12 protein-coding genes are annotated in these 12,398 nt (G+C 71.1%); 9 read left to right on the plus strand and 3 right to left on the minus strand.

Annotated features, from left to right (window positions below):
• Position 1 precedes the first annotated feature (1 nt).
• From pxpB to pcp, 6 genes are read left to right on the plus strand one after another with little or no spacing between them, the layout of a single operon-like run.
• A complete protein-coding gene (gene pxpB / locus ABFC67_RS10000; RefSeq protein WP_346737876.1) occupies positions 2 to 727 on the plus strand; it encodes a 5-oxoprolinase subunit PxpB in 726 nt (241 codons plus the stop codon).
• Positions 724 to 1,752, plus strand: a complete 1,029-nt coding sequence (locus ABFC67_RS10005; protein WP_346737877.1) for a biotin-dependent carboxyltransferase family protein — start codon at positions 724 to 726, stop codon at positions 1,750 to 1,752. The genes pxpB and ABFC67_RS10005 overlap by 4 nt, the downstream gene beginning before the upstream one ends.
• Before the next feature lie 28 nt (positions 1,753 to 1,780).
• Complete coding sequence (locus ABFC67_RS10010) at positions 1,781 to 2,548, plus strand: 5-oxoprolinase subunit PxpA (protein ID WP_346737878.1); 768 nt, start codon at positions 1,781 to 1,783, stop codon at positions 2,546 to 2,548.
• Complete coding sequence (locus ABFC67_RS10015; protein ID WP_346737879.1) at positions 2,545 to 3,246, plus strand: DUF969 domain-containing protein; 702 nt, start codon at positions 2,545 to 2,547, stop codon at positions 3,244 to 3,246. Before ABFC67_RS10010 ends, ABFC67_RS10015 begins: the two co-directional genes overlap by 4 nt.
• On the plus strand, positions 3,233 to 4,198 hold the full coding sequence (locus ABFC67_RS10020) for a DUF979 family protein (protein ID WP_346737880.1): 966 nt from the start codon (positions 3,233 to 3,235) through the stop codon (positions 4,196 to 4,198). The genes ABFC67_RS10015 and ABFC67_RS10020 overlap by 14 nt, the downstream gene beginning before the upstream one ends.
• Complete coding sequence (gene pcp / locus ABFC67_RS10025) at positions 4,195 to 4,851, plus strand: pyroglutamyl-peptidase I (protein ID WP_346737882.1); 657 nt, start codon at positions 4,195 to 4,197, stop codon at positions 4,849 to 4,851. Before ABFC67_RS10020 ends, pcp begins: the two co-directional genes overlap by 4 nt.
• 63 nt (positions 4,852 to 4,914) lie before the next feature.
• Here the strand turns inward: pcp and ABFC67_RS10030 are convergent, their stop codons facing one another.
• From ABFC67_RS10030 to apbC, 3 genes are all read right to left on the minus strand, one after another.
• The gene (locus ABFC67_RS10030) at positions 4,915 to 5,325 is read right to left on the minus strand and encodes a hypothetical protein (RefSeq protein WP_346737883.1); all 411 of its coding nucleotides are present in this window, start codon (positions 5,323 to 5,325) and stop codon (positions 4,915 to 4,917) included.
• A gap of 112 nt (positions 5,326 to 5,437) precedes the next feature.
• Positions 5,438 to 6,004 carry a dCTP deaminase gene (gene dcd, locus ABFC67_RS10035; RefSeq protein ID WP_346737884.1) on the minus strand — a complete coding sequence of 189 codons (567 nt, stop codon included), beginning with the start codon at positions 6,002 to 6,004 and terminating at the stop codon, positions 5,438 to 5,440.
• Positions 6,005 to 6,201: 197 nt separating this feature from the next.
• Positions 6,202 to 7,293, minus strand: coding sequence for an iron-sulfur cluster carrier protein ApbC (apbC, locus tag ABFC67_RS10040; RefSeq protein ID WP_346737885.1), 1,092 nt, complete (start codon positions 7,291 to 7,293; stop codon positions 6,202 to 6,204).
• 132 nt (positions 7,294 to 7,425) lie between these two features.
• Between apbC and ABFC67_RS10045 the strand changes: the two genes are divergently transcribed.
• From ABFC67_RS10045 to ABFC67_RS10055, 3 genes are all read left to right on the plus strand, one after another.
• Positions 7,426 to 7,872, plus strand: coding sequence for a DUF2147 domain-containing protein (locus ABFC67_RS10045; RefSeq protein ID WP_346737886.1), 447 nt, complete (start codon positions 7,426 to 7,428; stop codon positions 7,870 to 7,872).
• Between the two features lie 192 nt (positions 7,873 to 8,064).
• Positions 8,065 to 10,221, plus strand: coding sequence for a methionine--tRNA ligase (gene metG / locus ABFC67_RS10050; RefSeq protein ID WP_346737887.1), 2,157 nt, complete (start codon positions 8,065 to 8,067; stop codon positions 10,219 to 10,221).
• 182 nt (positions 10,222 to 10,403) lie between these two features.
• On the plus strand, positions 10,404 to 12,338 hold the full coding sequence (locus ABFC67_RS10055; RefSeq protein WP_346737888.1) for a S9 family peptidase: 1,935 nt from the start codon (positions 10,404 to 10,406) through the stop codon (positions 12,336 to 12,338).
• Positions 12,339 to 12,398: the final 60 nt, after the last annotated feature.

A 12,398-nucleotide genomic window follows, 5' to 3' on the forward strand; every position in this document is an offset into this window, starting at 1 on the left:
CGTGGCCGCATCGCCCGCATTCGCGCTGGAGGCGATGGGCGAAAGCGGGCTGCTGCTGCGCTTCGGCGAGCGCATCGACGCCGCGCTGAACGCCCGCGTGCACGCCGCGGCGCGCGTGCTGCGCGACGCTGCCCTGCCCGGCCTCGAGGACCTGGTGCCGACCTACGCCAGCCTGCTGCTGCGCTTCGACGCGGCGGCCGCCGCCGACGCCGCGCGCATGCGCGAGGTCGAGCGGCGCGTGCGCGCCGCGCTCGCCGCGGCCGGCGCCGCCGCGCAACCCATCGCAGGCGACGCGCCAGCGCGCGTGGTCGAGATCCCGGTCTGCTACGGCGGCGACTGCGGCCCCGACCTCGAAGCCGTCGCGGCGCACGCCGGGATCGACGCGAGCACGCTGATCGCGCGCCACGCCGCCGGCGACTACCGCGTCGCCATGCTCGGCTTCGCCCCGGGTTTCCCCTACCTGCTCGGTCTCGATCCGGCGCTGCACGCGCCGCGCCTGGCGACGCCGCGCACGCGCGTGCCGGCCGGATCGGTGGCGATCGGCGGCGCGCAGGCCGGCATCTATCCGCGCGAGCTGCCGGGCGGCTGGCGCATCGTCGGGCGCACGCCGCTGGTGCTGTTCGACGCAGCGCGCGAGCCGCCGTGCCTGCTCGCGCCCGGCGACCGCGTGCGCTTCCGCGCGATCGACGCCGCCGAGTTCGCGCGGCTCGCCGGAGCGGCGCCGTGAGCATCGAGGTGCTCAAGCCCGGCCTGCTGACCACGCCGCAGGACCGCGGCCGCCCCGGCTACGCGCAGCTCGGCATCGGCCGTGCCGGCGCGATGGACGCGCCGGCGCTGCGCCTCGCCAACGCGCTGGCCGGCAATCCGGCGGATGCCTGCGCGCTGGAAATCACCCTGCTCGGCCCGACCCTGCGTTTCCGCGCCGACGCCGTGATCGCGCTGACCGGCGCGCCGATCGACGCGCGCATCGACGGCGCGCGCGCGCCGCTGTGGGCGCCGGTCCGCGTGCGCGCCGGCGCGGTGCTGGCGCTCGGCGGCATGCGCCACGGCTGCCGCAGCTACCTTGCCGTGCGCGGCGGCATCGCGCTGGCGCCGGTGCTGGGCAGTCGCGGCGTCGACGTCAACGCCGCGCTGGGCCCGCTCGACGGACGCGCGCTGCGCGCGGGCGACGTGCTGCCGGTCGGCACGAATGCGGACGACCCGCACCCCGCGTCGTCGCGACGCGACGACGCGCCCTCGCCGCCGCAAGCGATCTCGCCCGACTGGAGCCTCGACTTCAGGCCGTGGTTCGACGGCGAGGCGCAGCGCCCGCTGCGCGTGCTGCCGGCCACGCACACGTGCAACCTCGACGCCGCCTCGCGCGCCGCGCTGTTCGAGGGCACGTTCCGTGTCGCCGTCGACTCCAACCGCGTCGGCTACCGTCTCGACGGCCCGCGGCTCGCGCTGACCGCGCCGCTGGAACTCGTTTCGGAAGCGAGCGTCGCCGGCACCGTGCAACTGCCGCCGTCGGGCCAGGCCATCGTGCTGATGGCCGAGCATCCGGTCAGCGGCGGCTATCCGCGCATCGGCCACGTCGCCGCGGTGGATCTGCCGCGCCTCGCGCAGCGCCGGCCAGGCGATGCGGTACGCTTCGCCGCAACGACACTGGAGGAAGCGCGCCGCCGCCTTGCCGAACGCGAGCACCGCCTGCAGCGGCTCGAGGCCGCCATCGCGACGCGGCTGGCGAACGAGGTACATGGTGGTGCGCGATAAAGAGCACCTGACGCCGATTGGAACGAGCATGCGGACCCTCGACCTCAACTGCGACATGGGCGAATCCTACGGCGCCTGGCACATGGGCCAGGACGAGGCCGTGCTCGCGCACGTCAGCTCCGCCAACATCGCCTGCGGCTTCCACGCCGGCGATCCCGACACGATGCGCCGCACCGTCGCAGCGGCCGCGCGCCGCGGCGTCGCCATCGGCGCGCACCCGTCGCTGCCGGACCTGCAGGGTTTCGGCCGGCGCGCGATGGCGATCGCGCCCGACGAGGCGTACGCGCTGACGCTCTACCAGACCGGCGCGCTGGCCGCGTTCGCGCGCGCCGCCGGCGCGCGCCTGCACCACGTCAAGCCGCACGGCGCGCTGTACAACATGGCGGCGAAGGATCGCGCGCTGGCCGACGCGATCGCCGCCGCGGTGCGCGACTTCGACGCCGGCCTGGTGCTGGTCGGCCTGGCCGGCAGCGCGCTGCTCGAGGCCGGACGCGCGGCCGGCCTCGCCGTCGCCCGCGAGGCGTTCGCCGACCGTCGCTATCGCGCCGACGGTTCGCTGACGCCGCGCTCCGAGGCCGGTGCGGTGATCGACGATGTCGATGCCGCCGTGGCGCAGGCGCTGTCCATCGCCACCCGCGGCGAGGCCCTCGCCGGCGACGGCGCACGCGTCGCCATCGAGGCCGACACGCTGTGCGTGCACGGCGATCGCGCCGACGCGGCGACCTTCGCGCGCCGGCTGCGCGAGGCGCTGGAGAGCGCCGGCGTGCGCATCGCCGCTTTGGGGCGCGGCGCATGAACTACTGGCCGCTGCTCGGCGTCGCCGTGGTCGTCGCCGGCTTCGCGCTGCGCCGCAATCCGGTGCTGGTGGTGGTCGCGGCCGGACTGGTCAGCGGCTTCGCCGCCGGCAAATCGGTCGGCGACATCCTCGCCCTGCTGGGCACCAGCTTCGTCTCCAATCGCGCGCTGCTGCTGTTCGCGTTGACCCTGCCGGTGATCGGCGTGCTGGAGCGCGCCGGGCTGCGCGAGCACGCGCGCGCGTGGATCGAGAGCCTGCGCGGGCTCACCCTCGCCAGGCTGCTGATCGCCTACCTCGGATTGCGGCAGGTGCTGAGCATGCTCGGCCTGACCAACGTCGCCGGCCATGCGCAGACGGTGCGCCCGCTGCTGGCGCCGATGAGCGAGGCCGCGGCGGAGAAACGCCACGGCGCGCTCGACCACGCCGAGCGCCAGCGCGTGCGCGCGCTGGCCGCGGCCACCGACAACGTCGGCCTGTTCTTCGGCGAGGACGTGTTCGTCGCGCTCGGCGGCGTGCTTCTGATCCAGGGCTTCTACGCGCAGCACGGCATCGAGCTGACCCCGCTGCACATCGCGCTGTGGGCGCTGCCGACCGCGATCGCGGCGTTCCTGATCCACGGCGTGCGCATCGTCGCATTCCAGCGCCGCATGCAGCGCGCCGTGCGAGCGCCCGCGGAGGCCGCCGATGCTGCGGATTGAGCACGCCTACTGGCTGCTGGCGCTGTTCCTTACCGCCGCCGCGGTGCTGAACCTGCGCGAGCGCCGCGCGTGGGCGGCGGCGTTCTGGGCGGTGCTGGCGGCGCTGTTCGCCGGCGGCGACGCGGTGCTGGCGGCGGCGCACGCCGGCGACGAGCGCCCCGCGCAGCTCGCCGGCCTCGGCGTGATCGCACTCGCGCTGCTGGCGCCGCGCATGCGCCGCGGCCACCTGCCCGAGCGCGATGCGGCGGCACGCAGCGCCAGCGCCGCGCGGCTCGGCCACCGCCTGTTCGGGCCGGCGCTACTGATTCCACTGATCACCGCCGCGGTCGCGCTCGCCGGTGAACGGATCGCCTTCGGCGGCACGCGTCTGTTCGCCACGGCGCAGATGACGCTGACCGGCCTCGCGCTCTCCTGCGCGATCGCGCTGCTCGCCGCGCTGGCGGCGACGCGCGCGCCGCCGCGCGCCGCGCTCGGCGAGGGCCGGCGCCTGCTCGACACGATGGGCTGGGCGGCGCTGCTGCCGCTGGTGCTGGCCGCGCTGGGCGGCGTGTTCGCCGCCACCGGCGTCGGCGACGCCATCGCCGCGCTCACCTCGGCGGCGATCCCGGTCGACAGCCGCCTCGCCTGCGTGCTCGCCTACGGCCTCGGCATGGTGCTGTTCACCGTGATCATGGGCAACGCCTTCGCCGCGTTTCCGGTGCTGACCGCCGGCATCGGCCTGCCGCTGCTGATCCTCAGGCACGGCGCCGATCCCGCGGTGCTGGGCGCGCTCGGCATGCTGACCGGCTACTGCGGTACGCTGCTGACGCCGATGGCGGCCAACTTCAACATCGTCCCCGCGGCGCTGCTGGAGCTGGACGACCAGAACGGCGTGATCCGCATGCAGGTACCGACCGCGCTGGCGCTGCTGGCGGTCAACCTGGTGCTGATGTACGTGCTGGTGTTCCGATGAATCGAACGACGCCCTGCGTGCTGCTGACCGGCTTCGACGCGTTCGGCGGCGAACCGGTCAATCCGTCATGGGAGGCGGTCGGCGCGCTGCACGGCGCGCGCATCGCCGGCCATCGCGTGGTCGCGGCGCAACTGCCGACCGCGTTCGGCCTTTCGCTGGCCGCGCTGCGCCGCGCGCTCACCGCGCACCGGCCGGCGCTGGTGCTGGCGGTCGGCCAGGCCGGCGGGCGCGCGCGCATCTCGCTGGAGCGCGTCGCCATCAACGTCGACGACGCGCGCATCGCCGACAACGCCGGCGCGCAGCCGGTGGACGTACCGGTGGTCGCGGACGGCCCGGCCGCCTACTTCGCCACGCTGCCGATCAAGGCCATGCTGGCCGCGCTGCAGCGCGCGGGCATTCCCGCGGAAATCTCGCAGAGCGCCGGCACCTACGTCTGCAACCACGTGTTCTACGGACTGATGCACGCGACCGCGAAACGCCGCGGCGTGCGCGCCGGCTTCGTGCACATTCCCTACCTGCCCGAGCAGGCGGCGCGCCACGCCGGCGCGCCCAGCATGGCGCGCGACGACGTGGTGCGGGCGCTGCGCCTGCTGCTGCGCACGGCGCTGGCCACGCGCGGGGACGCGCGCATCGCCGCCGGCGCCATCGACTGAGAAGCGGGAGACGGAAGCGTCGGGAGACCCCGGGCGCCTTCGCGCGCGCCCGGCGGCCTCAACTCACTTCTGCGCCTTGTCGTCCGGGGTCTCCACGGCCTTGAGCAGGGTCAGCTTGCCCTTGTGCTCGATGTAGCCGGTGAAGTGGAAGGTGACCTGCAGGCTGGCGAAGGCGTTGATGTGCGCGTCCTTCACCTTGGCGTCGTCGCCGTCCTTCAGCAGCACGCTCTTCGGCAGCTGCTTCTGGTCCTCCAGGTAGCGGAAGTGGCCGATCAGGTCGTCGATATTGAGGATCGCGCCGCCGAGGTTGAACTGGTTGTCCTTGGCGGCCGCGATGACCATGTCGTACTTCGCGGGCACGGCCACGGTTTCCTTGCCGCCACGGCGGATCGGGCCGCAGGCGGCGAGCGCCAGCAGCAGGCCGCAGGCGGCGGCAGCGGCGAACAGGCGGGCGAATCGGTTCAGGGAATTCATCGCGAAGGCTCCTGCATCTGGATTCATCGTGCCGCGGCAGCGGGCGGCGGGCCCGGTTGCGTAGGCCGGAAGTGTACATGCGCGCCCGGCGGTCGGGCGCGCGGCGCGCGCCTCACGTGCGCGGCAGGGTCACGCCGCGCTGGCCCATGTACTTGCCGCCGCGGTCCTTGTAGCTGGTCTCGCACTCCTCGTCGGATTCGAGGAACAGCATCTGCGCCACGCCCTCGTTGGCGTAGATCTTCGCCGGCAGCGGCGTGGTGTTGGAGAACTCCAGCGTCACGTGGCCCTCCCACTCGGGTTCCAGCGGGGTCACGTTGACGATGATGCCGCAGCGCGCGTAGGTGCTCTTGCCGAGGCAGATCGTCAGCACCTTGCGCGGGATGCGGAAGTACTCGACGGTGCGCGCCAGCGCGAACGAGTTGGGCGGGATGATGCACACGTCCGCCTTGATGTCGACGAAGCTGCGGCTGTCGAACGCCTTGGGGTCGACGATCGTGGAATTGATGTTGGTGAATACCTTGAACTCGTCGGCGCAGCGCACGTCGTAGCCGTAGCTGGAAGTGCCGTACGAGATCAGCTTGTCGCCGCCGTTGTGCCGGACCTGGCCGTGCTCGAACGGCTCGATCATGCCGTGCTGCTCCGCCATGCGGCGGATCCACTTGTCGGATTTGATGCTCATGCGCCCTCAGGGACGGCCGCGGCCGCCGGCAGTGGCTTCGTGGGATGCGGCCGGGGTCGGCCGCGGGCGATTGTGGCGCAAACCGCCGCGATTTTGGTAGGGCGGGCCCCGGCCCGCCGTTTTCCGTCGGCCTCTGCTCAGGCCCGCGTCGCACCGACGGCGAAACCGGCCGGCGCGGCGATGGGTCCCGCCCCGGCCTACGTGTTGGCGATGACGATCTTGGGGAACTGGATCGCCTTGTTGCGCGCCTGCAGCGAAAGCTGCGCGGCGGTCTTGCGGGCGATCTCGCGGTAGCGCGCGGCCACGTCGGACTCCGGCATCGCCGCCACCGTCGGCGTGCCGCCATCGGCCTGCTCGCGGATGCGGATGTCCAGCGGCAGCGATCCCAGCAGCGGCACGCCGTACTGCGCGGCCATGCGCTCGCCGCCGCCCTCGCCGAACACGTGCTCCTCGTGGCCGCAGTTCGAGCAGACGTGGGTGGACATGTTCTCGATGATGCCGAGTACCGGCACCGCCACCTTCTCGAACATCTTCAGTGCCTTCTTCGCGTCGAGCAGCGCGATGTCCTGCGGCGTGGTCACGATCACCGCGCCGGACACCGGCACGCGCTGGCACAGGGTGAGGTGGATGTCGCCGGTGCCGGGCGGCAGGTCGATCACCAGGTAGTCGAGGTCCTGCCAGCGCGTGTCGTTCAGCAGTTGCGTCAGCGCCTGGGTGACCATCGGCCCGCGCCAGATCATCGGCGTGTCCTCGCCGACCATGAAGCCGATCGACATCACCTGCAGGCCGTGGTTGCGCATCGGCTCGATGCTCTTGCCGTCCGGCGAGGTCGGCTTGCCCTCGACGCCAAGCATGCGCGGCTGGCTGGGGCCGTAGATGTCGGCGTCCATCACGCCCACCGCAGCGCCCTCGGCGGCCAGCGCCAGCGCCAGGTTGGCGGCCACCGTGGACTTGCCGACGCCGCCCTTGCCGGACGCCACCGCGATGATGTTCTTGATGCCCGGCATCGGCGCCAGCTTGCCCTGCACCTTGTGCGCCTGCACGCGCGAGCCGACCGACACGCTGGCCGCCTCGACCGCCGGATCGGCCTCCAGCGCCGCCTTGACCTGCGCAGCCATGTCGGCATGCACGCTGTGCGCGGGGTAGCCGAGCAGCAGATCCACCGAGACGCGCCCGCCGTCCACGCCGACGGCGCGCACCGCGCCCATCGCCACCAGATCCTGCCCGGTGTGCGGATCGATCACCCCGGCCAGCAGCTCGCGGACCCGCGTTTCGTTCATCTGCGTCATGCGTCGTGCTCCGTTGCAACCTCGCATTATGCCAGCAGCAATGCGGGTTCCGCGCCCTGATCCCGGTCAGGCTTGACGCCCGTCGCCGGCAACGGCAGGCTCGACATGCGCCACCGTACGGGAGGAAAGGTCATGCGCAACCTGCTTCGCGGCGGCCTCGTCGCCGCCTGTCTGTTCGTCGCCAGCTACGCTTTCGCCGCGTCCGACTCGCCGGTCGGCGTGTGGAAGACCATCGACGACGTCACCGGCAAGCCGAAATCGCTGGTCGAGATCACCGAACACAACGGCGTGTTGCAGGGCAAGGTGCTGCAGGTGCTGCAGTCCGACCAGGGCCCGCACCCGATCTGCGACAAGTGCGCGGGCGAGCGCCACAACAAGCCGGTCGAGGGCATGACCATCATCTGGGACATGCAGAACGACGACGGCGTCTGGACCGGCGGCCACATCCTCGATCCGAAGAACGGCAAGACCTACGGCTGCAAGATCACCCTGATCGAGAACGGCGCCAAGCTGAAGGTGCGCGGCTTCATCGGCTTCGCGCTGATCGGCCGCACGCAGGTGTGGGAACGGCAGCAGTAGCGGCGGGACTCGGGACTCGGGACTCGGGACTCGGGACTCGGGACTCGGGACTCGGGACTCGGGACTCGGGAAAAGCGTAAGAAAAAAACGTCATTCCGGCGCAAGCCGGAATGGCGAGGGGGCGCCGGCGCCGGCCCTCTGCCGCGCCGCGGCGTGCGATAATCCGCGATTCGTTGTCGCTCTGGACTTCGCATGAGCCGCCGCACCCTCGTCACCTGCGCCCTGCCCTACGCCAACGGCCACCTGCATCTCGGCCACCTGGTGGGCTACATCCAGGGCGACATCTGGGTGCGCGCGCGGCGCATGATGGGCCACGAGACGCACTTCGTCTGCGCCGACGACGCGCACGGCACGCCGATCATGCTGGCCGCCGAGAAAGCCGGCGTCGCGCCCGAGGATTTCATCCGCGACATCCAGGCCAGCCACGAGCGCGACTTCGCGGCGTTCGGCGTCGACTTCGACTGGTACCACACCACGCACAGCGCCGAGAACCGCGCGCTGGCGACGCTGATCTACACGCGCCTGCGCGATGGCGGCTACATCGCCCGGCGCACCATCCAGCAGATGTACGATCCGGCGCGGCAGATGTTCCTGCCCGACCGCTACATCAAGGGCACCTGCCCGCACTGCGGCTCGCCCGACCAGTACGGCGACAACTGCGAGGTGTGCGGCAAGGCCTACGCGCCGACCGACCTGATCAATCCCTACTCGGTGGTCTCCGGCGCCACGCCCGAACTGCGCGACTCGGAGCACTACTTCTTCGAGCTGCCGAAATTCGAGGCGCTGCTGCGCGACTGGCTGGAGGGACGGCTCACCGGCGGGCGGGCGGTGGCGCACGCCGGCGTGGCCGCCAAGCTGCGCGAGTGGCTGGACGGCGGCCTGCGCGACTGGGACATCTCGCGCGACGCGCCCTACTTCGGCTTCCCCATCCCGGACGCGCCAGGAAAGTTCTTCTACGTCTGGCTGGACGCGCCGATCGGCTACCTCGCCAGCTTCAAGGCGCTGTGCAACAGCGAGAAAGGCCGGCAGCACGGCCTCTCGCCGGCCAGTTTCGACGACTTCCTGCGCGCCGGCAGCGACGCCGAGCTGCACCACTTCATCGGCAAGGACATCATCAACTTCCACGGCCTGTTCTGGCCGGCCATGCTGCACGGCTCCGGCCACCGCGTGCCGACCGCGCTGCACGTCAACGGCTACCTGACCGTCAACGGCACGAAGATGTCGAAGTCGCGCGGCACCTTCATCCAGGCGCGCACCTACCTCGACGCCGGCCTCAATCCGGAGTGCCTGCGCTACTACTTCGCGGCGAAGAGCTCCGGCGGCGTCGAGGACGTCGACCTCAACCTCGAGGACTTCACCGCGCGCGTCAACGCGGACCTGGTGGGCAAGTTCGTCAATATCGCCAGCCGAGCGGCGGGGTTCATCACCAAGCATTTCGACGGAGCACTGAACGAGCCGGTCTTCGACCTCTCGGATGCGGATACCGATATCGAGACGCTGCTGCATCAGTCATCGCTGGAAGAGATCATCGACGGCTACCAACAAGGCGACTTCGCTCGCGTCGTGCGCTTGGCGATGGAAGGGGCAGATCGCGTCAACAAGCAGTGGGATGAAGCAAAGCCCTGGCTGCTGGCCAAAGACGAATCGCAACGCGTCGCGCTGCACAAAGTCTGTTCGGACTGTCTGCGCGCCTTCTACGTTTTGAGCGTCTATCTGGCGCCCGTCATGCCAGCGCTGGCTGCGCGAGCCATGGCGCTATTCGAAGTGAGCGAGCGTTTGAGTTTTGAATTGGCGCTCGCGCTGCCGACGCGTATCCGTCCGTACGAGCACCTGCTCTCCCGCATCGACCCCAGGCAGATCGAAGCGATGGTCGAAGCCTCCAAGGAGTCGCTGCAGAACGCAGCGCCAACCCCCTCACGCCAGCCCTCTCCCGCCAGCGGGAGAGGGAGCAAAGACGACAAGAAGCCGATGAACGACACCGCCAAGCCCGCTGCCCCGTCCGCCGCCGAAACCCCCGCCACGATCGGCATCGACGACTTCGCCAAGCTCGACCTGCGCATCGGCAAGGTGCTGGCCTGCGAGTTCGTGGAAGGCTCGGACAAGCTGCTGCGCTTCGAGCTTGACGCCGGCGAACTGGGCAAGCGCCAGATCTTCTCCGGCATCCGCGCGGCCTATGGCGAACCGGCGAAGCTGGTCGGCCGCCACGTCGTGTTCGTCGCCAACCTGGCGCCGCGCAAGATGCGCTTCGGCGTCTCGGAAGGGATGATCCTGTCCGCCGGCAGCGGCGGCAGCGAGCTGTTCCTGCTCGACGTCGACGGCGGCGCCGCGCCGGGCATGCCGGTGAAATAACCGGGCGCCTTGCTCGGAACCGGCGCGGCCGTTTCGGACCGGCCCCGCCCGCCTCCCAACGTTCGGCACCGCGGACATTTGCCCGCGCGCAAGCTCCGCCGAGCGGTGCCGCGACCCGGTTCGGCTGTGCTGTAATGCCGGAAGGGTGGTTCAAACAGGGGCAACCCATGCGAACAGCAGGGATGTGGCTCGCATGCCTGGCCATGGGCTGGGCGGCGTCGGCGCGTGCGCAGGTCGATGTGGATCGCTACCTGCAGCCGGACACCTACGACCAGATCAGGATTTCGCCCACGGGCGCCTATTACGCCGCCACCGTGGAACTGCCCGATCGCACGGTGCTGTGGATCTCGCGCCGCGCGGACGGCAAGGTCACCGCCAAGGCGACGGCCGGGCCGCATTCGGCCGTCGCCGATTTCAGGTGGGTCGGCGACCAGCGCGTCATCATCGCCTGGGCCAGGAAGGACGGACCGCTCGAAAAACCGGTGGCCACGGGCGAACTGTTCGGGCTCAACGCCGACGGCAGCGGCGCCAGGAAACTGGTCGGCAACCTCGACCCATCCGTGCAGGGCGACTTCGTGGTCCTGCTCAACGACAGCAGCCTGCAGTTCGCCGAGCTGATCGACACGCTGCCGCGCGACGCCGAGCATGTGCTGGTCGCGATCAGCTCCTACAGCATCAATCCGATCACGCGCGTCGCGCGCATGGATGTGAACAGCGGCAGGCTCACGACCGTCGCCAGCGCGCCGCTGAGGCGCGCCCGCTTTGCCGCCGACGCCGAGGGCGTGGTCCGCCTCGCCGAGGGCGAGGTCAAGGGCAACTTCAGCCAGTTGCTGTATCGCGCCGACGACAAGGCGGCGTGGCGCACGCTCAACGACGAGAGAACCAGCGGCCACGCGGAGCGGCCCGTGGGATTTTCCGCCGACGGCCGCACGGCCTTCCTGGAGGTCGAGCAGGCTGCCGGTCCGGATGCCATCGTCGCGTTCGACACCGCGACCGGCCAGCGCACCGAGGTGCTGCGCGACCAGCGGGTCGATCCAGACCACATCCTGTATTCGGGCAGCGACTACGTTCCGGTGGGCGCGGCATTCATGTCGGATCCGCCACGCACCGCGTTCTTCGACGTCAATTCCCGGGACGCGGTCGTGCAACGCAGCCTGGAAGCCGCGTTTCCCGGCCAGAGCGTCACCATCACCTCGCGCACGGCCGACGGCCAGCTTGTGCTGTTCGCGGTATCCAGCGACAGGAATCCGGGCGACTTCTACCTCTACGACCGGAAAACCAAGGCGGCCGTCGGCGTGTTCAGCCGCCGCCTCTGGCTCGACCCGGCGCAAATGGCGGCGACCCGCGGCGTGGAACTGCAGGCGCGCGACGGCGTCGTGCTGCACGGCTACCTCACCCTGCCCAAGGGCGCGGGGACGGGGCTGCCGATGGTGGTGCTTCCGCACGGCGGGCCGTTCGGCATCGCGGACTCGCCCGGGTTCGACGAGGAGGTGCAACTGCTGGCCGACGCCGGCTACGCCGTGCTGCGCGTCAACTTCCGCGGCTCCGGCAACTACGGCCGCGCTTTCGAGAGCCTCGGCGCCAGGCAATGGGGCGCGCGCATGCAGGACGACGTGACCGACGCCACGCGCTGGGCCATCGCGCAGAAGATCGCCGACCCGCAGCGCATCTGCATCTACGGCGCCAGTTACGGCGGCTATGCGGCGATGATGGGGATGGCGCGCGAACCGGACCTGTACAGGTGCGGCGTGGGTTACGTGGGCGTCTACGACCTGCCGATGATGTATCGGGACGACGCCGCCAAGGGCGCCGACCTGGAAACCTGGTTTCGCGACTGGGTGGGCGACCCGGACACCCTGGCTGCGGTTTCACCCACGCAGTTGGCCGCGCGGATCAAGCATCCGGTCCTGCTGGCGGCGGGCGGCCAGGACACGCGCGCGCCGATCGAGCACAGCCGGCGCATGGAGCGGGCGCTGGAGGCGGCCGGCAATGCGCCGGAAACCCTGTACTTCCCCACCGAGGGTCACGGTTTCTACACCGAAGAACATCGCCGCGCGTTCTACGTGAAGCTGCTCGACTTCCTCAGCCGCAACATCGGCGGCGCCAAGGCCAAATAAGGCGGGACGCCCGAGGGGAAAGGGGCCGGCATGGGCCGCCCCGGTTTCCGGACGCCCGAA

The sequence above is a fragment of the Mizugakiibacter sp. genome (assembly GCF_039680435.1).
Classification (GTDB): Bacteria; Pseudomonadota; Gammaproteobacteria; order Xanthomonadales; family Rhodanobacteraceae; genus Mizugakiibacter.

What these genes read in the sequence shown, in the direction of transcription:
- ABFC67_RS10020 (WP_346737880.1), top strand. Translation starts at nt 3,233, where the DNA reads ATGCTGCGGATTGAGCACGCCTACTGGCTGCTGGCGCTGTTCCTTACC.
- pcp (WP_346737882.1), top strand. Translation starts at nt 4,195, where the DNA reads ATGAATCGAACGACGCCCTGCGTGCTGCTGACCGGCTTCGACGCGTTC.
- ABFC67_RS10015 (WP_346737879.1), top strand. Translation starts at nt 2,545, where the DNA reads ATGAACTACTGGCCGCTGCTCGGCGTCGCCGTGGTCGTCGCCGGCTTC.
- ABFC67_RS10010 (WP_346737878.1), top strand. Translation starts at nt 1,781, where the DNA reads ATGCGGACCCTCGACCTCAACTGCGACATGGGCGAATCCTACGGCGCC.
- ABFC67_RS10030 (WP_346737883.1), bottom strand. Translation starts at nt 5,325, where the DNA reads ATGAATTCCCTGAACCGATTCGCCCGCCTGTTCGCCGCTGCCGCCGCC.
- metG (WP_346737887.1), top strand. Translation starts at nt 8,065, where the DNA reads ATGAGCCGCCGCACCCTCGTCACCTGCGCCCTGCCCTACGCCAACGGC.
- dcd (WP_346737884.1), bottom strand. Translation starts at nt 6,004, where the DNA reads ATGAGCATCAAATCCGACAAGTGGATCCGCCGCATGGCGGAGCAGCAC.
- ABFC67_RS10045 (WP_346737886.1), top strand. Translation starts at nt 7,426, where the DNA reads ATGCGCAACCTGCTTCGCGGCGGCCTCGTCGCCGCCTGTCTGTTCGTC.
- apbC (WP_346737885.1), bottom strand. Translation starts at nt 7,293, where the DNA reads ATGACGCAGATGAACGAAACGCGGGTCCGCGAGCTGCTGGCCGGGGTG.
- ABFC67_RS10055 (WP_346737888.1), top strand. Translation starts at nt 10,404, where the DNA reads ATGTGGCTCGCATGCCTGGCCATGGGCTGGGCGGCGTCGGCGCGTGCG.